This window comes from Chitinophagales bacterium (assembly GCA_040877935.1).
Taxonomy (GTDB): Bacteria; Bacteroidota; Bacteroidia; order Chitinophagales; family CAIOSU01; genus JBBDNB01.
On record JBBDNB010000021.1, the window covers coordinates 68,143 to 90,857 of the forward strand.

General features: G+C 40.9%; 13 protein-coding genes and 1 tRNA gene. 9 read left to right on the top strand and 5 right to left on the bottom strand.

Annotated elements, in window-relative coordinates:
- Nucleotides 1–162 precede the first annotated feature (162 nt).
- Nucleotides 163–2,562, bottom strand: a complete 2,400-nt coding sequence (locus WD048_05260; GenBank protein ID MEX0811606.1) for a DUF5723 family protein — start codon at nucleotides 2,560–2,562, stop codon at nucleotides 163–165.
- A gap of 560 nt (nucleotides 2,563–3,122) precedes the next feature.
- Between WD048_05260 and WD048_05265 the strand changes: the two genes are divergently transcribed.
- From WD048_05265 to WD048_05305, 9 genes are all read left to right on the top strand, one after another.
- On the top strand, nucleotides 3,123–7,382 hold the full coding sequence (locus WD048_05265) for an SBBP repeat-containing protein (protein MEX0811607.1): 4,260 nt from the start codon (nucleotides 3,123–3,125) through the stop codon (nucleotides 7,380–7,382).
- A 521-nt stretch (nucleotides 7,383–7,903) separates the two neighbouring features.
- Entirely contained in the window at nucleotides 7,904–8,971 is a 1,068-nt protein-coding gene (gene atpB / locus WD048_05270) for a F0F1 ATP synthase subunit A (protein MEX0811608.1), read from the top strand.
- Between the two features lie 30 nt (nucleotides 8,972–9,001).
- Nucleotides 9,002–9,211 carry an ATP synthase F0 subunit C gene (gene atpE, locus WD048_05275; GenBank protein ID MEX0811609.1) on the top strand — a complete coding sequence of 70 codons (210 nt, stop codon included), beginning with the start codon at nucleotides 9,002–9,004 and terminating at the stop codon, nucleotides 9,209–9,211.
- 123 nt (nucleotides 9,212–9,334) lie between these two features.
- Nucleotides 9,335–9,829 carry a F0F1 ATP synthase subunit B gene (gene atpF / locus WD048_05280; GenBank protein MEX0811610.1) on the top strand — a complete coding sequence of 165 codons (495 nt, stop codon included), beginning with the start codon at nucleotides 9,335–9,337 and terminating at the stop codon, nucleotides 9,827–9,829.
- 2 nt (nucleotides 9,830–9,831) lie between these two features.
- The gene (gene atpH, locus WD048_05285; GenBank protein MEX0811611.1) at nucleotides 9,832–10,392 is read left to right on the top strand and encodes an ATP synthase F1 subunit delta; all 561 of its coding nucleotides are present in this window, start codon (nucleotides 9,832–9,834) and stop codon (nucleotides 10,390–10,392) included.
- Between the two features lie 12 nt (nucleotides 10,393–10,404).
- Nucleotides 10,405–11,985 (top strand): F0F1 ATP synthase subunit alpha, encoded by a 1,581-nt coding sequence (gene atpA / locus WD048_05290; protein ID MEX0811612.1) that lies wholly within the window; start codon nucleotides 10,405–10,407, stop codon nucleotides 11,983–11,985.
- 12 nt (nucleotides 11,986–11,997) lie between these two features.
- Nucleotides 11,998–12,882: an ATP synthase F1 subunit gamma gene (gene atpG, locus WD048_05295; GenBank protein MEX0811613.1), complete on the top strand. Its 885-nt coding sequence runs from the start codon at nucleotides 11,998–12,000 to the stop codon at nucleotides 12,880–12,882.
- Between the two features lie 277 nt (nucleotides 12,883–13,159).
- Nucleotides 13,160–14,050: a T9SS type A sorting domain-containing protein gene (locus WD048_05300; protein ID MEX0811614.1), complete on the top strand. Its 891-nt coding sequence runs from the start codon at nucleotides 13,160–13,162 to the stop codon at nucleotides 14,048–14,050.
- 158 nt (nucleotides 14,051–14,208) lie between these two features.
- Nucleotides 14,209–14,661 (top strand): hypothetical protein, encoded by a 453-nt coding sequence (locus tag WD048_05305; protein MEX0811615.1) that lies wholly within the window; start codon nucleotides 14,209–14,211, stop codon nucleotides 14,659–14,661.
- A 43-nt stretch (nucleotides 14,662–14,704) separates the two neighbouring features.
- On the opposite strand, the gene WD048_05310 is transcribed toward WD048_05305, so the two are convergent.
- The 4 genes from WD048_05310 to WD048_05325 all read right to left on the bottom strand — a co-directional run bounded on the left by WD048_05310 (nucleotide 14,705) and on the right by WD048_05325 (nucleotide 22,636).
- Entirely contained in the window at nucleotides 14,705–16,999 is a 2,295-nt protein-coding gene (locus WD048_05310; protein MEX0811616.1) for a BamA/TamA family outer membrane protein, read from the bottom strand.
- On the bottom strand, nucleotides 16,986–21,872 hold the full coding sequence (locus WD048_05315; protein MEX0811617.1) for a translocation/assembly module TamB domain-containing protein: 4,887 nt from the start codon (nucleotides 21,870–21,872) through the stop codon (nucleotides 16,986–16,988). The genes WD048_05310 and WD048_05315 overlap by 14 nt, the downstream gene beginning before the upstream one ends.
- A gap of 406 nt (nucleotides 21,873–22,278) precedes the next feature.
- Nucleotides 22,279–22,521 (bottom strand): GIY-YIG nuclease family protein, encoded by a 243-nt coding sequence (locus tag WD048_05320; GenBank protein MEX0811618.1) that lies wholly within the window; start codon nucleotides 22,519–22,521, stop codon nucleotides 22,279–22,281.
- A 42-nt stretch (nucleotides 22,522–22,563) separates the two neighbouring features.
- A tRNA-Phe gene (locus WD048_05325) sits at nucleotides 22,564–22,636 on the bottom strand.
- Nucleotides 22,637–22,715 lie beyond the last annotated feature (79 nt).

Below are 22,715 nucleotides of genomic sequence, written 5' to 3' on the forward strand. Positions count from 1 at the left end.
CAATATATTTAATGATTCATAAGATTGCCATAAAAATATAATGCAGAGCTTTTTACCTGTCCGCAATAAGGTATAGCCTACAAGCTGGGAATTTAAGTGGCATTTACCTGTCTTTACAACAAAGGCAGTCCAATTAAATCAGTATAAATAGAATTAGGTCTATTATTCATAAATAATCTGCAATTCCACCCTTCTGTTGGCTTTGCGGCCTTCGGCAGTGCTGTTGTCTTCTATAGGTCGGGTTTCACCGTACCAGTTTACAAAGAAACGGTCATCTCCCACACCCTTTTCCGTCAGGCGATCTTTTACAGCCATTGCCCGCTCTTTTGACAAACGCATATTCAGCGCATCACTGCCTGTAGCATCCGTATGTCCTTCTATTTTGAGAATGGCATCCGGTCTGTCTTTTAGGATATCCGCTATTTTATCAAGGTCTTTTAAGGATCCTGCTTTTATTACCGCCTTGCCGGATTCAAATTCCAGGTTGTCAAATGCCTTTTGCATGATCTCTTTCTCCTCTTCTTCCAGCTCAGGACAACCGTCATTACTTGCCGGGCCGGGTGTTTTCGGACAGCGGTCTTCATTGTCCAGTACACCATCACCATCAGCATCTCCCCAGGGGCAGCCGTCATTATCAGCCGGGCCGGGTGTATCAGGACAAAGATCCACATCATCCATTACACCATCGCCATCCCTGTCGCCATATGGGCAGCCGTTGTTATCTGCCGGACCTGCTTCGTCAGGACATTCGTCTTCATTGTCCAGCACACCATCCTCATCGCGGTCACCGTATGGACAGCCATCGTTATCTTCGGGGCCTGCTTCATCAGGGCATTTATCTACATTGTCTAAAATTCCATCTCCATCAGCATCACCCCAGGGGCAACCATTGTTTTCAACGGGGCCTGCCTCTTCAGGGCATTCGTCATCTTTGTCGGGAATACCGTCTTCATCCGTATCAGGCCAAGGACAACCATTGTTGTCAACAGGGCCAAATTCTTCGGGGCAATCATCCTCATTGTCCAGCAACCCGTCATCATCGCTATCAGGGCAACCCCCGTTTTCCCAGGTGCCTGGTGTTTTTTTGCAGTTGTCTTTTCTGTTGGAAACTCTATCATTGTCTTTGTCCTTTGGTTTTCCGAACGGAATCGGAATTTTCAAGCCACCATATACATTGGCCGCATACATTTCCTCTTTAAAACCAAGTGCCAGAAAATCATTGGTGCCTACAAACAATGGCCCTACCCTCAGGTGAAAACCCAATTGATGGGTACCACTTCCAAATGTATTATAAGTGTATGGCAACCCAACGCCCACCCATTTGTGTTCGTAGCGGGGGGCCAACATTACTACAGAATGGTTTGCAATTTTATGTGCATCATTCCTACGCTGAAGCGCAATATAAGGTGATACATTCACATAAAACCCTTTCCAGATATTATAGTCTGCATGAATCACCAATGTAGTGGGCAGTTGCATTAGAAATTCACCATCGTCATTGGCATCTTGTCCGTATGTTTCATTAATCATTTGGTCAAAAGTTTCCAGATCCTCAATACCCAGATCAGTAATGTCCCAGTCGCGGATATCGGCAGTGAAGTTGGCACTGCGGGGGTCTTTTTGAAAGCGTAGGCGACCGAGATCATTCACGGCAAAACCCACTTTTGCTTTGTACTTATTTTTATCCCTGCGATACAGCCCGGTTTCTCCATCCATCTCATAGGTATAATCCTCGTGGTTGGGCCGCCATTCATAGGTGAATCCAAAATCAAACCCAAAAGTGGGGTTGGAAACAAATTCATGTTGGTATTCAAATTCATCGTCTTCGTAGATCAGGTTGTCTGAGTGCCCGTATTCTATATCCGTACTGAATAGAGATAGGGTGTCGTCATTTTTGAAATTGTATTGTAAATTGTCTGCATAAATATAAGCAGCACCATGTCCCTGAAGCAGTTTCACACGTATGCCCCCTTTCAGGTAATGATCGCCCATGTCAAAAATTTCGCGTCCGTAGGCTATTCCATATTCTGTCCAGCCCATGGCCTGTATGCTGAAATTTTCATTGTTCAGGCTGGTCTCCCAAAGCAATGGATAGTTCAGTTCTTCCCAGGCCAGTTTTGCAAGGTCAGGACTCAGGTCGGTCATTTGCACCTTAAAACGCGCCTTGCTTGTAAACGCCAGGGAATTTTTTCTGCCCAGATTAAACATAAAAGAGAGCCCCTGAACAGTAGTGCCGATATCAAGGAATTTGTTGTCCCTACTTTGGTTTTCGATCAGGTAAGTATCCATGAAATCATCGGTTTCATTCACCTCGTCATTTCTCAGATCGCGGATCAATTGCCTCCTTACCCCCACGTAATTGTTGTAAAGGTTAAAATCGGTGCTCACCAGGTTCATGTCAAATCTGTAGCGATTGTCCTGAATTAGTGAAGGATTGAGGTCAATGGCATTGACACCTGCCCAGTTGTCGTGCAAAAAACCAAAATATTCCTGGGCCGCAGCTTTTTCAATTCCTGAAAGCCCAATTAATATTAAAACAAAAACACTCATTATATTTTTCATAACCTTGATTTATTTTAAAGCCATTGCAAGTTAAAAAAGTAAATCGAATATAGTAATAATATTAGTGCTTAATTATAATTCAAAAAAAATCGAAAGAAATAATTCCTGGTCTTTGATGTGTTTCAATACTTTTTTGGGAATGACGAAAATATTTTGTCTTCTGTTGTTATTAAAACCCAAATCAAGGACGTTGCGAGCCTGAAGGGCGTGGCTATCTGGCTGAATGCACTCCAGAAGGGAATTTAACTTGAAAGACTTCCAAAGTCTTTGAGACTTTGGAAGTCTGGGTGCTTCGAAGAGGAAAACAGGCAAAATACACAGTTGATTACGACAGCTTTGGGCCAAGTCATCCCCCCTGTCCTGGAAAAAAGATTGCTGTCAATTGGATGAAGTTTGGGTCGGCTTTGAAAAGCGGTCTGACGGTTTGTTTATCAATTTGTTGGTATGCTTGAAACTGTTTTGAAGCCTACTATGAAACCGTCTGACCACTATTAACCCTCTCCTTGCCCCCGCTATTCCAAAATTTTTATATACTTTTACTGTAAAGCAAGAAATAAAAAATGAAACAAACACTTTTCACCCTTTTAAGCACTTTATTTTTTATGGGTACTTATGCCCAGGAACCCGAATTTGAATGGGCAAAAGCCATGGGTGGCACAAACAGGGAGGAAGGAAACTCCATCGTCATAGACGACAGCGGCAATGTTTATACCACTGGGAGGTTTCATGGCACAGTTGATTTTGATCCCGATCCTTTTACTAGCTTTAACCTTACTTCGGTAGGAGGTTATGATATTTTTATATCCAAATTGGATGCCAATGGCAATTTTTTATGGGCAAAATCTATGGGAGGCACAAGAGATGAAGAAGGACGTTCCATCGCCATAGATGGCAGTGGCAATGTTTATACCACGGGGTATTTTAGGAATACAGCTGATTTTGACCCAGGGCAGGACACCTTTAATCTCACTTCGGCAGGATTCTGGGATATTTTCATCTCCAAATTGGATGCCAATGGCAATTTTCTATGGGCAAAAAGCATTGGCGACATAGGTGATGATGAGGGATATTCAATCGCCATAGATGATAACAGCAATGTTTATACTACAGGGTATTTTAGTTACACAGCTGATTTTGACCCAGGACAGGACACCTTTAACCTCACTTCGATATGGGGGAATGATATATTTATTTCTAAATTGGATGCCAATGGCAATTTTGTATGGGCAAAATCTATGGGTGGTACAAGTACTGATAGTGGATACTCCATCGCCATAGGCGACAACGACAATATTTATACCACCGGTTCTTTTGGAGGCACAACCGATTTTGACCCTGGTATAGACACTTTTAATCTCACTACTATAGGAGGGGATGATATCTTCATTTCCAAATTAGATACCAATGGAAGTTTTTTATGGGCAAAGGCTATGGGCAGTACAAGTAATGATAAGGGACACTCCATTGCCATAGATGGCAGTGGCAATATCTATACCACTGGGTATTTTGAAGGCACAACCGATTTTGACCCGGGTGTTGGAACCTATAACCTCAGTTCGGCAGGAGACAGAGATATTTTCATTTCCAAATTGGATGCCAATGGTGACTTTATATGGGCAAAAGCTATGGGCGGTACAAGTCGGGATGAAGGAAACTCCATTGCCATAGACGACAGTGGCAATGTCTATACCACTGGGTATTTTCTAGGTACAGCCGATTTTGATCCGGGGTCGGACACATTTATCATTAGTTCGGTAGGCTATGATATTTTTATATCCAAATTGGACGTCAATGGCAATTTTCTATGGATAAAATCTATGGGAGGCGCACAATATGATTATGGAAACTCGATCACCATAGACAACAGAGGCGCTGTTTATACCACCGGACATTTTAGGGGTACAGCCGATTTTGACCCGGGGTCGGACACATTTAACCTTACTTCAGGATTATTTCATGATATTTTTGTGCATAAAATGAGCCAATGTATTTCACGAGCAAGAGGAGAAGTGTTTTGGGATGTAAATGAAAATTGTATCAAAGATGCAGGGGAAACAACTTTAACGCACACGCTTTTAATAAGCATTCAGCCAGGTGATTATACTGTCCAAACAGCAGCCAATGGGCGTTGGGAAATAGATTCTCTACCTACGGGCAATTATACGGCTACTATTGATACAAGTAATGCCAATTGGTTGACCTGCCCTCCCACGCAAAGTTTTACAGTAGTGCATCCCGATAGCTGTACCCTGGTACCCGATTTTGGTTTTGTAGCAAAATATCCCTGCCCTGCACCCAATATTAGCATTGCTATGCCGCAAATCAGGCGCGGTTTTTCTGATCAAGAAATTTATGTACAGGCTTGTAATCTAAATTCTGCAACAGATTCCCTCACTAGTGCTTATGCATTATTAGAACTTGACTCCAATATTTCGGTACAGAATGCTTCATTGGTCTATACCAATTTGGGTAATAATATTTTTGAAGTGCAATTGGGTGATTTATTGCCCGGGGAATGTGTCAATTTTTATTTTAATGTTACGGTTGAGCTAAGTGCTCAGGCTCTACAAACACTTTGTCTGGAAGCAGAGCTTTTTCCTCAGTCCGAATGCGTATTTGACAGCACAGAAACACCTTATATTATCGACACTACTTTTACGCCCTGTACACTCCCCTGGGACAAATCAAGCATTAGCATAGAAGCTTGGTGCGATCAGGATTCGGTGTATTTTATCATTAGCAATACAGGAGATATTGGGAGCGGTGATATGGATTGTTATTCACCCATGCGATTTTATATTGACGGTATTCTCGTCAAATTTGATTCGGTAATGCTGCAAGGGCAGGAAACTACCACACTTGCTTATGCAGGAACAGGTGAAACTTTTAGCATAGAAGTAGATCAACATCCGCTTCATCCTGGACATTCCCGTCCCAATGCCCATATAGAAAACTGTGGCAATGGCACCTGGACTCCCGGTATTATCCCTCAAATGCCCACAGATGATATTGACCCTGTTGTGGATGTTTTCTGCGGTCAGGTTACCGCTCCACTCGATCCAAATGACAAACGCGGCTTTCCCCTGGGCGTGGGTGAACAAAAAATTATTCGCGCCAATCAGAATCTGGAGTATATGATTCGCTTTCAGAATGTAGGAACAGATACGGCTGTTAACATCGTAATCAAAGATACCTTAAGCGAAGACTTTAATATTTTCACCTTACAAAGTGGGGTCAGTAGCCACCCCTATGAATTTAGCATTTCAGGTCAAAGAGAATTAACCTGGAGATTTAACAATATCATGTTGCCCGACAGCACTATAGACCAGCCAAATTCAAACGGTTTTGTGATGTTCAAGGTAGAGCAAAACCCTGATTTGCCACTCGGTACTGTTTTGAAAAATAGGGCAGGCATTTATTTTGATTTTGAAGCTCCGGTTATTACCAATACTTCAGCTCATACCATTAGTGAATTTAATCTACTACCTATTGGCATTGATGAAATTTTGCTCTGCGATAGCTCAGAATACACCTGGATAGATGGCAATACCTATTATACCAATAATACTTCCGCTACCTACACATTGCCCGGAGCAGCAGCTTCCGGCATTGACAGTATAGTAAGGCTAAGGCTGAGTTTCAACACCTCCACAAGTGGTACAGACAGCATTATCGCCTGCGATAGTCTTATTTGGATAGATGAAAATACCTATTATGCCAATAATAACACCGCTACACATACTTTACAAAATGAGCAAGGTTGTGATAGTATCATAACACTGAACTTAACAGTTTACAGTTCATCAACTGAAAGCTATATCGAAACCATTTGTGAAGGAGATGTATATGCTGTGCATGGCTTTACTTACGATCAAACAGGTATTTATAATGATACACTTTTCTATCAAAGCGGATGTGATAGCATAAGGTACACCGTAAACTTAACAGTGGATAGTGCAACAGAACTAACTTATACAGAAACCATCTGTGAAGGCGATGTATTTTCCGTGCATGGCTTTGATTATGATCAATCAGGTGTTTATAAAGACACGCTCTTCTACCAAAGCGGATGTGATAGCATAAGGTTTACAGTTGACTTAACGGTTGATAGTGCAACAGCAGAAAATTTCACGGACACCATTTGTGGAGGCGATGTATATTCTGTGCACGGCTATGATTACAACCAAACAGGCGTTTATTATGACACGCTTAATTATCAAAGTGGATGTGATAGTATTGTATTTACTGTGGATTTAACTGTAAAAGAAGCAGATATAGAAAATTATACAGGCACTATCTGTGAAGGAGATGTATATGTTGTGCAAGGCTTTGACTATAACCAAACAGGTGTTTATAAGGACACACTTTTTTACCTAAGCGGCTGTGATAGTATTTCGTTTACGGTAGATTTAACGGTAAATCCTGTTGATTCAACTTTTGAAACACGAGTAACCTGTACTCCATCAGACACGGGCGTGTTTGTATTCAGCGAAACAAATAGATACACCTGCGATAGCGTCCACACGCTTAGCGTAAGTTTAGACAATTGCATCGGCATCAAGGCAAAAAGTTTATTTGATTTTGTAAGCATTTTTCCAAATCCAGCAAAAGATGTCTTGATTGTACAAATCAAAACACCCCTTTTGAGTGGGGATGTGTCGGGAGGTATTTACTCCTTAGAAGGCAAGCTCCTTCAAAGCCTTAGGCTTAAGGAAGGCACCAACAGTTTGGATGTAAGCAACTATGCCACGGGCCTGTATTTTCTTCAGTTGATTTCAAAAGAAGAGCAGAAGGTTTTTAAAGTGGTTTTGGAGCCTTAGGTAGAGAAGTTGGAAGGCACAAAAAGGCATTTGAGGTAGCCTGGCTTCATGCGACAAGTGTGGGATGCATCTCTATGCCAGGCAAGTCATCCGATGACTTGCTGTTTGCGGTATTTGTGCAACTCCAAGCTTACATGTGAAGCCAATGAACATAGTCATCGGATGACTGAGCAAAGCAACTCCTGTCCAGGAAAAAGGGATGGCTGTCAATTGAATAAAGTTTAGTCTGGCTTTGAAAAGCGGTCTGACGGTTTGTTTATCAATTTGTTGATATGCTTGAATCTGTTTTGCAGTCTGTGAGAAAACCGTCTGACCGCTATACCTCTTTGAAAACGAGAAAACACAAGTCACCCAATGACTGCTGTTTGTGGAATTTGTGCAACCCCAGGCTTACCTGTGCAGCCAATGAAGCATAGTCATCAGATAACTGAGCGAAACAAAACTCTTTTTTTCTTTTCTATAAAATTAAAAGTGAGTAGCTTTGCACCGATTTTCTAAAAGAAGCTTTAAACGCTTTATAAATGGGTGCTGCTTTTCAATTGGGTAAAATTCTAACAATTTCTTCGCTGTTTTTTCTGTTTATGATTGCTCCTATACAGGCTCAAGAAGGGCATGGGAACGGAGATCATAAAAATGAAGAAGCCAAAGAATCCGGTTTTGATCCGGTGAGTATGATTATGCACCACATTGCCGATGCACATGAATGGCATCTTTGGGATGTGACAGGGGAAGACGGCAAAAAACACGCAGTATCCATTCCATTACCGGTAATCCTTTACACAGAAGGCAATCTGGATATCTTTATGTCCTCTGAATTCGATCATGGTAAAAGTACTGTTACAAAAGGCGACAGGGAATACGCCCTGGATCACGGCCATGTTAAAGAACTCAACGGATTGTACGTGATGGATTTTTCCATTACTAAAAATGTATTCAGCCTTTTCTTTTCAGCCTTTCTTACAATATTGATTTTTGTAGGAGTTGCTTCCAACTACAAACGAGGGCCATCAAAGCCCAAAGGGCTGGCTTCTTTTATGGAGCCATTAATATTATTCGTACGCGATGATATTGCAAGGCCAAATATTTCCAACAACCCTGAAAAATACATGCCCTATTTACTTACGGTGTTCTTTTTCATTTGGTTGAACAACTTACTCGGGCTGGTGCCTTTTTTCCCTGGTGGAGCCAACCTGACCGGAAACATTTCCTTTACACTGGTTTTGGCCGCCTTCACGCTTTTGATCACCAACTTGAACGGCAATAAACATTACTGGAAACATACCTTAATGCCACCTGTGCCTGTAGCGCTCTGGCCTATTATGATTCCGGTTGAAATTATAGGAATTTTCACCAAACCCTTTGCATTGATGATTCGTCTGTTTGCCAATATCACGGCAGGACACATCATTATTCTGAGTTTGGTTTCATTGATATTTATTTTTGAATCAGTAGCAGTATCTCCGATATCTGCGGGATTTATGCTATTTATGAATTGTTTGGAATTACTGGTAGCGGCTTTGCAGGCTTATATCTTTACTTTGCTTTCAGCATTGTTTATAGGTATGGCCACGGAAGAGGCGCACCACTAAAATATTTTTTTTCATCAAATTGTTTCAATTATGACAGGTACAGTAGGTGCAATCGGAGTAGGACTAGCGGTAATCGGTGCCGGATTAGGTATTGGTAGAATCGGTGGTTCTGCAGTAGAAGCAATGGCAAGACAACCTGAGGCCTCAGGCAAAATCCAAACTGCAATGATTATTGCTGCAGCATTGGTTGAAGGTGTGGCTCTTTTCGGTGTTGTTGCTGCTGCTTTCTTTGGAGGCTAATCGTAAAGCCCAGCTTTACAAAGCTTTAAACCGGGTCATGTAGCGGTTGGCTGCAGGCCCGGTTTTTCCCAAAAATTGATTTTAAAGCAAAATGAATAAATAACTAAATAAAAAAATAACCAAATGGAATTAGTAACTCCCGCCATTGGTCTTGTGTTTTGGACTACGGTAGTCTTTATACTTCTACTGATCGTTTTGAGGGTTTTTGCATGGAAACCCATTCTCAAAGCTGTAGAAGAAAGAGAAGAATCCATAGAAAACGCATTGAAATCTGCCGAGCAAGCCAAAGCAGAAATGGAAAAGCTCAATGCTAAAAATGAAACCATACTGGCAGAAGCCCGCGAGGATAAAACCAGGATGATACAGGAGGCAAAAGCTGCCGGTGAAAAAATCATTAGCGAAGCCAAAGAAAAAGCCAGCCTGGAAAGTCAGCGCAATATAGAAAACGCCAAACGCGAAATTGAAAATCAGAAAGATGCTGCAAAAGCTGAACTGAAGAAAGAAGTGGGAACTATGGCCCTGGAAATAGCAGAAAAATTGTTGCGCAAAGAATTGGAAAACAAAGGTGCGCAGGAAGAACTCGCATCTAAATTGGTTGAAGACTTTAAATTGAACTAAGCATGTCAGCATCACGTCTTTCTTCCCGCTACGCCAAAGCAATAATCGTTCTTGCACAAGAGCAAAACAAGCTCGACCGCATTTATGAGGATATGCAATATCTCGGTTCCAGTATTAAAGCTGTGCGCGAACTTGAGCTGGTTTTTAAAAGCCCGGTGATCAATGCCGTTAAAAAGCAGAAAATTTTCAATGCCGTATTTAGCGGAAAATTGGACAAACTCACTGACAGCTTTATTGAAATCCTTATCAGGAAAGGAAGAGAACCCTACCTGGTCGATGTGGTTAAAGCTTATACGGAGCAATACAATACGCTGAATAAAATCACTCCTGTGAAAATAAAATCAGCAGTGGCACTCAGCGATAAAGTAACAGAGGAACTGATCTCCAAATTGAAAGAAGTGGCAAGTTTGGAAAATACAACAGTAGAAAAACAAATAGACTCAGACCTAATAGGCGGGTTTGTGCTGCAATACGAAGACAAGCTATTTGATGCAAGTATATCTAACAGATTGCAAGAGCTCAAGCTTTTGATTGACGATAAAGAATTTATTAAAACCTTATAAATTTCACAGAAAATGGTTGATGTAAAACCTGATGAAATATCAGCAATATTAAGAGAACAACTCACCAATTTTAAAACAGCTGCCGAACTTGAAGAAGTAGGTACCGTGCTCCAGGTAGGTGACGGAATTGCCCGTGTTTACGGATTGAACAAAGTCCGTTACGGTGAATTGGTAGAATTCCCCAGCGGTGTAAAAGCCATTGCCCTTAACCTTGAAGAAGACAATGTGGGCGTGGTTTTGATGGGAGCCTCTGATGAAATAAAAGAAGGCGATACGGTAAAAAGAACAGGAAAAATTGCCTCTGTAAAAGTAGGTGAAGGAATGCTGGGACGCATTGTAAATGGTTTGGGTATTCCTATTGACGGAAAAGGACCGATAGAAGGCGAAATGTTTGAAATGCCTATCGAAAGAAAAGCACCGGGTGTAATTTACCGTCAGCCGGTAGATGAGCCGCTGCAAACAGGAATCAAGGCAATTGACGCGATGATTCCAATCGGTAGAGGACAGCGTGAGCTGATCATTGGCGACCGTCAAACAGGTAAAACATCCATTGCCATTGATACTATTCTCAATCAAAAAGAATTTTACGACAGAGGCGAGCCCGTTTTCTGCATTTATGTAGCATCGGGTCAAAAAGCTTCTACAGTGGCACAAGTGGCCAAAACACTTGAAGCAAAAGGCGCACTGGATTATACTGTAATCGTTTCAGCTTCGGCTGCTGACCCGGCACCACTTCAGTTCTACTCTCCTTTTACAGGAGCTGCTATTGGCGAATTTTTCCGCGACACAGGACGTCCGGCATTGATCATTTACGATGATCTTTCAAAACAAGCCGTAGCTTATCGTGAAGTTTCGCTTTTGCTCAGAAGACCTCCGGGCCGTGAAGCATATCCCGGTGATGTTTTCTATTTGCACTCTCGTCTATTGGAGCGCGCTGCAAAAATCATCGACAAGGATGAAATTGCACAGCAAATGAACGATTTGCCCGATTCGCTTAAAGGAAAAGTAAAAGGTGGCGGTTCTTTAACTGCACTGCCAATTATTGAAACACAGGCCGGTGACGTTTCCGCTTATATTCCTACCAACGTAATTTCTATTACAGACGGACAGATATTCCTGGACAACAACCTGTTCAACTCAGGTGTACGTCCTGCGATTAATGTTGGTATTTCTGTATCACGTGTAGGCGGTAATGCACAGATCAAGTCTATGAAAAAAGTTGCAGGTACATTGAAACTGGACCAGGCACAATATCGCGAATTGGAAGCATTCTCTAAATTTGGTTCCGACCTTGATGATGCAACCAAAGCAGTTTTGGACAAGGGTGCCAAAAACGTGGAAATCCTGAAACAGGGTTTGAACTCACCACTTTCTGTAGAAGATCAAATTGCTATTATTTACTGCGGTACAAAAGGATTGCTTAAAGCTGTGCCCGTAAATAAGATCAAGGAATTTGAATCGCTTTTCCTTACAGAAATGAATTCCAATCATAGCGATATGATGAAATTATTGGCAGACGGTAAATTAACAGATGAAGTAACTGCCACTTTGGAAAAAGTAGCTGCTGAAATAGCTGCACAGTATAAAGCTTAAAAATTAAAGCGCATGTCAGGACAGTTAAAGGAAGTAAGAGAAAGAATAGGCTCGGTAAAATCCACGCAACAGATTACCAAGGCCATGAAAATGGTTTCTGCTGCCAAGCTCAAAAGAGCTACTGATGCTATTGTGCAAATGCGCCCTTATTCCGAAAAACTTTCTGTAATACTTGGTAATATCCTCGGTGCTTCTGCTTCAGATGAAATGGAAATGAAGCTGGCAGATCAAAGAGGAGATGAAAAAGTGCTTGTGGTAGTTTTTACTTCCGACAGGGGCTTGTGCGGAGCTTTTAATACCAATATTATAAAAAAAGCCAAAGCCCTTATTGCTGAACAATATGCCAATTCTGATGTCACCGTGATGGCCATGGGCAAAAAAGCAGCACAGGCTTTTGCCAAAACGGATTATAAACTGATCGACAAACACGCCCCACTGATCACTGACTTTGATTTTGAAAGTGTTTCGAAAGTAGCGCAGAAAGTGATGACTGCCTTTGAAGAAAAGCAATACGACAAAGTTGAACTGGTTTATTCACAGTTTAGAAATCCCGCTGTTCAGTTTTTTATTTCCGAGCAATTTTTGCCTGTAATGCCTGCTGAAGCACCTGAAGACGAAAAAAGTGCTACAAGTGTGGACTTTATTTTTGAGCCGGACAGAACAAGTATTGTCAAAACACTGGTTCCCAAAATTTTGAAAACACAGTTTTTCAAAGCCATGTTGGACACCAATGCCTCACAGCACGGTGCCCGAATGACAGCGATGGACAATGCCACTGAAAATGCAGAAGAACTGCTCAAAGACCTTAAGATATCTTACAATAGGGCACGTCAGGCGGCCATTACCACAGAGCTTACAGAGATTGTAAGTGGTGCTGCTGCGCTTGAGGGTTCTTAATTAGTATCTGTCCATAATGTCCGATTTCTTCGTTATGCTTGTCCTGAAAACCGTCATTTACATAAGTAAACTCCTGATTTCAGTACTGCACAAGCCTCGAACTCGAACATTCTGAAGCAGACCCTCGACTTTATAGACAGGCTCTAATTAAATCTGCCTAACTGGTATGGCAAAATTGAATTGTTAATTTTAAATTTTTTCGCAGCCTCTATTTTTTTGTTTACTGCGAATTTTTTTTCAATTTTATCGACTTTTAAAATCAAACCTTAAAAAAACCATGAAACACTTATCCTTAAGCCTGTTTTTTATTGTAACTCTATTCATCCTCGTCTTTCAGCAAAGTGATGTTTACACAAATATCATCCAGCCTCAGACAGGTTTTACGGGCGCTCCTAATGATCTAACTTGTGCCAATGGATCCGGTTGCCATGGTACAGGGACTATTGATGTAACAACTCAAAATCCTAAAATTGAGTTACGAGAACTATCACCAACTACTTTTGCAAATGGTTATTCTAATAATGAAGGACAAAGTTTTGGTTTGAGTGTAGCTTTCAAACAAACTTCCCCAACATACAATGTATATGGGTTTTCTATGACAGCATTGTTTGAAAACGGTACACCTGCAGGTAGCTTTTCAAGCAATCAAAGCAATGTTAGTACTCAATCATCGGGCAGCAGACAATATGTTGGACACAAGAATGCAACCAGTACACCAAATTGGTTCTTTCAATATGAGCTCCCACAAACAATAGATCGGGACATCATTTTTTATATTGCTGCTAATGGGGGTAATGATGATTCTATTGCAAGTTCAGCTGATGATATCTATATCGCCCAATACCGCCTTTCAAAAAATGATTTTGGCATTAATGAAGACCCCGTTAGTATCGCCATCAACGCAGCCGATGTAAGCGAGATCAATATTTTCCCCAATCCAGTGCAAAGCGAACTGAATTTGCAATTTAACCTAAACAAAGGTGGCCGCACAAGTGCAGATATTGTTGACTTAAAAGGGGCTACTGTAAGCAGGCTTTTTGAAACTGATATGGCACCTGGAACCTACAATCAACAATTCAATATCGGTGAATCATTGAACAGTGGTATTTATCTTGTGCGTATTCAAGTAGAGGAAGACACTTATTTTCAAAAAATTATGGTACAATAAGTTTTTTCGTATGAAATTTATTAAAGCCCGGTTTTTATGCCGGGTTTTTTATTACGTATAAAATAAAAACATCAATAGAACATTGATTAACTTAGCATTGATAAAAATTAAATTTTAAGAAAAAAAATTGTAAGTTTCCAATATTAAACACCAGAGCTATGAACAATAAAATCAAAATTTTAATCGTGCTGATCATTCTTGGCATTGGCGGTGGCGCCATTGGCTATTACATGTACAATAAACCACATGAAAATATTGAAAATAAAAAAGCCACCTATACGCTCAGCACTGACGATCTGATGGCAGAATTTGAAACCACAGAAGAAGAAGCAAAAGAAAAATACAAAGACAAATTGCTTCAAGTTAACGGAACAGTTCAGGGAATCAATAAATCCGATGATGGTGGGATCACTATTCTATTTGCCAGTAGCGGAACGAGTATGGGCAATGTAAAAGCAGGCCTTCAAAAAGAATCGGCAGGTAAGGCAGCAGATTTAAAATCCGGTGATGAAGTAACCATCAAAGGAAGACTAAACGGAGTCAATAAGATGGATGAAATGGGCATTGAAATGATAGATATAGAGCTTTCCAGGTGTGTGGTGGTGGAGTAAAATCCGATTTGAAAATTATTTCGGTTTATAAACTCCACATGAGTTAAAAAGGATAACCAATAGCGATATTCCAAACCAGGTTTTTCTTTCGCCAGTCTTTGAATCCTGTTTCAGGAAAATCATTGATCCATTCCTGTCCTTCCGGCAAAAAGGGTTTTCTCAATGGCACGCCTATATCAAGTCGAATTACGAAAATATCAAAATCAAGACGCAAGCCAAGCCCGGAGCCAACAGCCAATTGTCGGTAAAATTCATTGGCCTGGAATGTGCCATCCTGTCTATCGGGATCAGCTCTCAGCAACCAAACATTTCCAATATCAGCGAATACTGCGGCTTTGAAAAAACGATAAAGTGTAAAGCGGTATTCAAGATTGAGCAGTAATTTTATATCTCCGGCATGATCGATGGAATTGATGTTGTCAAGGCTTTCATTTCTATACCTGCCCGGCCCAATACCTCTAAAACGAAATGCGCGCAAAGTAGAGGGGCCGCCCAGGTAGAATTGCTTGATATAAGGCAAAACCTCGCTATTGCCATAGGCCGCACCTATTCCGCCATTGAAGCGACTTACAAAAGAATTGTTTTCATTGATAATCCAGTAATGTCTTATGTCCATATCTGCAAGTGCAAATTGAGAAAATGGCGCATTGACAGGTTTATATGGTTTTTCGCCAGATCCAAAAGCTGAATAGGCACCATACAACAGATTGCCTGCACTTTCCAGTTTTAAATTCAGCCACCAGTATTCTCTTAAGGCACGTTTGGGATCTTTGGTATCAAACTGAAATGAATATTCCTGTCCCACAATCAACACTTCTTCAAATCCGGCTCGCAAAATCGGATTAGATTCCAGCAATTCGTCCAATTCTTCATCAGAATTAAGCAAATTTACCCGGGTAAATGTAAATGGAGAAAGGCGATGCCGCCATTTGTTCTTTCCTGTCCAATCGTAGGAATAGCCCAGTTTAACACTATTGAGCGTGTACAACTCAAACCATCTTTGATAATTATTGGTGAAACTAAACCTGGTTCTGGGCGATAGCAATTGCCTGCGTTTTTGCCAGCCCGGCAAACCCAGCATTTTCGGCAAATAATAATTGAGCTGTCCTGAAAGGTCTAAAATATTGAGCAGTGAACGCTCTCCGGTAATCTGAAATTCAGAACCTGCATTTAATACCAATTCAAATTGATGGGCCCTCTTAAAAAGATGTCGGTTCAGGTATTTGACTTGAAAATTGGTGCCCAGAAAATTAGTGTTTGTGGTACTTGCTTCCAGGTTTAGCTCTACATCCTGATATTGAGTGGGTGAAAGCAATATCTTAACATCCAGTGAGTCGCTACCTGTTTTGTCGTATTGAATGTTTACAAACTTGAATATATTAAGCTGCAAAAGTTGATTGAGTGTATAGCTGTGGTCTTTCTGACTGAAAACAGCTCCTTTTTCAAGAGCAATAAATGGTGCCAATGCTCCTGGTTTGATATATTTTCGATCCTGATAAAATGTGATGTCATTGTATATTTCGGGTTTTTGTTCCCCGTTTTTTCCTACCCGGTAATTTGCGTTTACAGAAATATTGCGCAAGTAATATTTGATAAATGCTGTGGAATCCAACGAGGCAGAACTTCTGATATGTATATCTACCTGTCGGCTGCCAAGGCTGGTATCTACATAAAAATAAAGGTAGCGTTTGGAGAAATTGTAATAGCCCCGATTTCGAATAAAAGCCATCAATTCACTGCGCTTTTCATCCCATTCTTCCAATCGATAGACCTTTCCTTTTTCACTATCAAGTTTTTCCTCTTTGTGAAACAATCCAATCAGGCTATCTATGGGCTGTGTGGGTTCAGGTGCTACTACCGAGCGAATTCTATAAGGCGATTTCAGATCAATATTATATTGTAAATGGGTTTTCTTCCCCTTTTCTATTTCTTCATAGTTGACCTCAGCATGAAAATGGCCATTGTCCTGAAGTTTTTTCTTCAATAGTAAAGTAATTTGTTGTGGTTTTACCGATGAATAAAGTACCGGGGCTTTACCTAATTTGTATTTAATCCATCTGCGCAGGCCTTTTTCTTTTTTAGGCTCCCTTATATTCTGCCTAAACCAAAGCCGTGTATAAGTGATGCCGAGAAATTTTTTATTTGGCGCAGGTCTCAGCTGATTTTGTAATTGAGCATAGAGTTCCTGCCTTTGAGGAATAGCACTTTCTCGCTTGATTTCCAGGTCTGCACCGGTATAGAGCCGTTCATTTTCAGGCAGGTTTTTTGTCACATTGCAGGATGCAAAAAACAGGGCAAGGCAGAATGCTGCTAAAATTGAAATTCTAATCTTCCTCATCCGCTTCCTCCTTTTCCTTTGTCTTTTTTTTAGCCTCTTTTTCCTGCTCGTCCCTGAAAATTTTTCCGAAAGTTTCGTGGAAACTAACACCGGCACCGGTACGGAAAACATTGTTGTTGTTGATTAAATCATAATTAGCAGTCTGAAATACTTTTACTCTGTATCGCCCATTTTCGGTGAGTTTATATTCTACCACAAAATCATTGCTGACCTGCTGCATGGCTTGTGCTTCCTCGGCTGAAACCGATTCATTTTCCAAGTTTAAATTTCCCCCAATTTTTACAGACAAGCGATTGTCCAGAAAGCTTTTTGAAAGATCAAGACCGACCTCGGCAATGGTTTTGTCTGTTTCGGCAAATCTGTCTTTATAGGCATCAAATGCAAAGGAAATATCAATGGCTTTCACGTGTTTTCCGGCCAGGTTGTTCAGCTGATTATTGATCAATTTGCTCACACTATTTAATGCTGCTGCTTCCCCGGAGCTGCCGATATCTCCACCCCCACCACTGCTGATAAAGCTGTTAAACAACAACAACCCAAAAACCTGCTTGTTGAGCTCTGCTTCATCTTCGCGGAGTTGAGTCAATCTACGGGTAACAGCACTGGCAATATTTGATTGTCCCCCGGGTATTTGAATGTCAAAAGACAGTTCTGGTTTGGATAATACGCCCCCAATTTTTAGGAACACATTCACTTTGCTTTTTTTACGCGCAGCTTCATTTTCCGAACTACTGAGCGTAGCACTTTGATCCTCTATAAGCTCATAGGTAGTGGTTTCGGTGCTATATATCGCATTGATATCCAGTTGGGCTTCCATCGGGTCTCCTGTAAAATTGATCTTGCTGTCTTCCTGGATATTAAAACGTTTTTTCAGAACCTGCTCGTAGCTGAATCGATACGAACCGGATTTCACAGTGTATGTGCCGGTAACTACAGGTGTTTTATTGGGTTCAATTTCAACGCTTAAATTTGAATTTCCATTGAGTTCGAGATAATCACCGCTTATCGGGTCAACAATGATTTGCAATTGGGCTTCATTGGTAGCCTGTAAATTCATAAAAAGGCTAAATCCGGTTTCGCTGAAAAGCAGTTTTTCTTTTGTGGTGGAATCCACCCGCTCAGGATCGTAATAAAACACATAATCTTCCTGGGCAATGGCCTGCTGTTCATCAATCAGACTGACGAGCAGATCGGTTGTTTCACGGGTTTTGGCATTGAGATTTACAACGGGTTGTTCCAGGCTTCCCCGCACTTTGGCATCCAAATCAAGCCGCAAGGTGCCACTCAAAAATTCTTTGTCATTTTTGGGAATTTCAAAGAAGGTAAAATCTTTGGCTTTCATTTGCAAGAACAGCTCCAGCTTTGAAAAATTCTGGTGCAGAACACTGCCCTGAATACTTCCTGTAGATCCGTAACGGTCTTTTAAATCCAGGTTTTTTACAAGAAATTGCTTGTTGTCTATTTCAATGCCTTTTCCATCCAATGTATAATAAGTTTGCAGAGGCACTATCCAACTTCTCACTTCATTCAAATCCAATTTGCCCGAAAATACAGGTTTAGTAATACTGCCTTTTATTTTTGCTTTGGCAGAGAGATGGCCAGAGCTGCTGTCAACATATTCAGGTAAAAATGCGGTAATAAAAGCCACAGGTAATTTTGGTACATCTGCTGAGGCATTAATTGTATTGTCTAAAACATTGTACTCCCCAAAAGCCTGCATTTGGCCATTTGGCCCCCGAAGTGAGGCATCGAAAGTCGCGAGATTATCAATGAGTGAAGCCGTTATATCCAGGCTTCCTGCATCGCTGTTTTCAATGAATAAATTGGTGATATTAATATCTCCATCCACTTCTATTTCCGGACTGAAGGTGAATACCACAGATGCATTGATATTGCCTTGCAGATCGGGTTCTTCAAAGGACAATATCTTTGTAATCTCCCGAATTGAAATGTTTTGCATGTTCATGTTTAATGCATTGGACTTGCCTTTTTGTTTGCCAATACTAAATTGCTGGTTTTCTCTGCTCAGTATTAAAGGTTCAAAATCAAAATCTTCTGCACCGAGGTAAATAAAATTGCCCGGATCTACATTCCATTCCTTTTGATTTAACACAAAAGGTTCTCGGAAATAAAGTTTGAAACGATTGCTTTCTTTTTCTTTGGTATAAAGATTATTAATACTAAGGGTGTTGTTGCTGCTGTCGTCCCATATATTTATGGCACTGAAAAGAGAGTCGTTCAACACATTTGATTCAAATTCAAAACGATTCAGGCTGATCTTGTCTTTGACAAAAACGGAGTCTAAACGAAGTAAAAAATTGAAATCAGTTTTTTGTCCCAGACTTCTAATGCTCATTTGCTGCCAGCCCATACCCGAATAGTCCAAATCAGGGGTGAATAAATTCAGTGTAAATGCTGTATCTCCCGGCTGCCAATTCATTTCAAGGCCTAAAGTGTCTAATTGATTGAGTTCGGGCAAAAACAATGAAGCCCATTTGGCTGGCTGGCTGAAAGTGAGCTTGAGCTGCAAAGGCGCATCCAGTATTTGTTTATCAAAAACCACCCTTTTAACCCCGAGCAAATCCCTTATGGGAAAATATTTATCTGCCATTGCTATGGCCATATTTGGCAATTTTTTCCAGTAGGGCGTTCCGGGGCCATCCCAGTTGGCACTCAGAATTTCGCTATTAATATTGCCTTTGCTACGACTGCTATCGGTCTGCTCAAACCAGAATTTTGTGTCTTTTTGATGGAGTGTAATGGCGCTGTCCTCAATAGAAAAGTTTTGGATATTTCCCCTTGCTGCATGCTTTTGATTGAAATCACCACTGTAGCTGATTTCGCCTTTGCTTGCAACCCGCATTTTGTCGTAAGCCTCACTCACAGAAGCAACTAAGAAAGAATCAACATTCCAGTTGAGGGCAATACTGTCCAATTCTCCAGGTTTCCAAAAGGCAGTAAGTTGCAGCCCGGCCATAGTATCGTTTACATTCAGCTTGCTCTGCAGTTGATTGTTTTGCCATTTGGCTTCCAGGTCGATTTGCTTCCACTTGTGGTTTTTGTAGTGCAATTGATGAATGGCCATTTGCAAATCTGCTGCGAGGGTATCTGGGTGCAAACCTTTTCCATTGAGTTTTGCCGAGAAACTTATATTTTTCAATGCGGTATCGAGTGGCAGTTTAGCCAGGTCAAAATTTTCACTGTCTAATGAAAACGCATATTCTTCAGGCATAAAAGCATCATTGATCAATGCATTGCCTTTTATGTTGAGAATTCCGGCACTGCTTTGTAAGGTGAGGTCGGTGTTGCTTTTGTCATTCTGCAGTTCAATATTGCCTTTCAGCCTGAATTTTTCCAAAGCGCTGAGCCATTCATTTTCTCCTGCAAAAGGGCGAAAAGCAGCATTGGTCAATTGCCTGAGATCCAATGAGATATTTCCGCTGCGTCCTGTGCTTGTTGCAGAGTGGGTATAGTTTCCGTCCAATTTCAGCCAAAGTGCGTTGCCGGCCTGCAGCACGGTATTTTGCAAATTCACAGTACTCAGATTTCCAGAAGCCCTGCCTTTTAGAGTATAGTGGGTGTAGTAAAAGATTTCTTCCCCCAGTTGATTTTTGAGATAAGTGTTTATATCGCTTTTGTATGCAGCAAGATCAATGCTGTTTACTTCCCAGCTTATGGAATCAGTATGGAGTAGATTTTTCAGTTTGCCGTTTAAGTGTAGATGGCTTTTTTTACCGATTTTAATTTTTAGGTTTTCAGTATTGAGTGCTGCGAGGGTGCCGTTTATTTTTCCATCAATTTTATAATCCGGCAATTGATCTAATATTGCGCTGTCTATAAAAAGGCTGAGGTCATTTATACCCGCATGCGAGTTGATGAGCTCAATCTGAAATGCATTGTCTTTGTGCAATTGATAAAGGTCTGCCGGTGAATAAAATTGAGCATGTGCGTTGAGTGAAAGTTCAGAATGTGCAGTTTTGGTTTCGAAATTTTGAAGCCTGATGGCGGTGTCTGAAAGTTCTGCCCGGGTTTTTAAATGATGCATTGCTATGCCGCTGTGCTCGGCAAATGCCACTTTTTCAATATCAGCCTGTAGTGCAGATTTTTCCCAATTTACAGAATTAATATTGATATTGATGTCTGAGAAATTCATGTGTTTTGGATCAAATTTCCCTTCAGTTCTGGATGTTCCAACTGAGTTGAGCACAAAATGCCCTTCGGTCAATTCAAGTGTTTCATTTGTTATGTGCCAACCAATATCGGGCATCAGGATGTTGGCAATTGAATCATTATTTACTGTGGTTTCAGTGCTGTCCGGGAATACATTTATGTACACATCGGGCTGAAGCAGTGATAAATTTCCGGCAGTTATTTTTCTTTCTTTTAAGAGTAAGCTGCCATCAAGCAATAGGTTTTTATTGCTGATTTTTATATTGCTTTGCTCGCTAACAAGGCTAAAATCAATTGTGTTGAGCTCAGCCTGGTCCAAATAAATAGGCCAGTCGAAACTGTTTTTTTTGCTGGTATCGGGAGGAGGAAATAGAAATGAAAAATTATAGATGCTTGAATCGATTTGCCGCAAATTCAATTTGATATTTTGCAGCAGCAGTGCTTCTACATGAATTTCCTTTTCTAAAAGACTGAGCAGGCCGGCATCTAAATTGAGTTTTTCGATATAGAGCAAAGTGTCGTTCTCCTGATCTCTAATCAGAATTTCAGAAAGTTCTATTTCGGCTCCCCAATCTATTTTAAGCGATTGCAAGCTGAACTCCGTATCCAATTCTTTTGAAAGTAAACTGCTCGCTTTTATGGCTGTCCATTTTTGAAAATCTTCAGAAGCCAGGAAACTAATCAATGCAATCCCTGAGAGCAAAATTATGCCCAGGAGCAGTATTAGTAGACCTTTAAATAATTTTCTTGGAGCCATAGGGAATAGGCAAAAATACGCTTGTTTGCAGAGATTACATATAATAACTTATTTCCCGGAATTGAACAAATTCAGGTTGCGTTATTACAGAAATAAGTTAACAGCAAGTGGCTATAAAATGTTAATTTGAAGTCAGATAATTTGCAGACCGCAACAAATTGCTCGCAAAGTCGCTAAGTAGCAAAGAAAAAACTTAGTGCCACTGCGGCTTTGCGAGAAACAACCTCCCTTTCGTCTTTGCGAGAGATAAATTCAAACAAAAAAAGCTGACCTTTCAGCCAGCTTTCTTGTGGTACCAGCTGGAATCCCCGCCTGTCCCAGATCGGGCAGGGAACCAGCGACACAAGGATTTTCAGTCCAAAATATACTTTTTGATATACCTCCTTCCCGCTCCGCTCTTGAAATATTTTTCCCTTTCCCGGGCAGCCGTCCTACTTTCCATTTCCTCAACATAAATTATTTTCCATGGGACGAAAGCTTTAGTGGATTTTACCTTTCCGGCATTGTGATCTCCCAATCGTGCATCGGAATCCTGTGCCATACCTTTGTATAGTCGGCCTGATGGGTTCTGCAATATGTAAACATACCAGCTCATCGATCAAAACAAAAAAAGCTGACCTTTCAGCCAGCTTTCTTGTGGTACCAGCTGGAATCGAACCAGCGACACAAGGATTTTCAGTCCTTTGCTCTACCAACTGAGCTATGGTACCATTAGCTCCTATTAAATTGGAGTGGCAAAGATAATTTTTTATTTGGGAAGAAAAACGCTTTTTGCCGGGAAAAATTCAT

Coding starts and splice junctions, on each gene's coding strand:
- WD048_05260 (MEX0811606.1), bottom strand. CDS start 2,562: ATGAAAAATATAATGAGTGTTTTTGTTTTAATATTAATTGGGCTTTCA.
- WD048_05265 (MEX0811607.1), top strand. CDS start 3,123: ATGAAACAAACACTTTTCACCCTTTTAAGCACTTTATTTTTTATGGGT.
- atpB (MEX0811608.1), top strand. CDS start 7,904: ATGGGTGCTGCTTTTCAATTGGGTAAAATTCTAACAATTTCTTCGCTG.
- atpE (MEX0811609.1), top strand. CDS start 9,002: ATGACAGGTACAGTAGGTGCAATCGGAGTAGGACTAGCGGTAATCGGT.
- atpF (MEX0811610.1), top strand. CDS start 9,335: ATGGAATTAGTAACTCCCGCCATTGGTCTTGTGTTTTGGACTACGGTA.
- atpH (MEX0811611.1), top strand. CDS start 9,832: ATGTCAGCATCACGTCTTTCTTCCCGCTACGCCAAAGCAATAATCGTT.
- atpA (MEX0811612.1), top strand. CDS start 10,405: ATGGTTGATGTAAAACCTGATGAAATATCAGCAATATTAAGAGAACAA.
- atpG (MEX0811613.1), top strand. CDS start 11,998: ATGTCAGGACAGTTAAAGGAAGTAAGAGAAAGAATAGGCTCGGTAAAA.
- WD048_05300 (MEX0811614.1), top strand. CDS start 13,160: ATGAAACACTTATCCTTAAGCCTGTTTTTTATTGTAACTCTATTCATC.
- WD048_05305 (MEX0811615.1), top strand. CDS start 14,209: ATGAACAATAAAATCAAAATTTTAATCGTGCTGATCATTCTTGGCATT.
- WD048_05310 (MEX0811616.1), bottom strand. CDS start 16,999: ATGAGGAAGATTAGAATTTCAATTTTAGCAGCATTCTGCCTTGCCCTG.
- WD048_05320 (MEX0811618.1), bottom strand. CDS start 22,521: ATGAGCTGGTATGTTTACATATTGCAGAACCCATCAGGCCGACTATAC.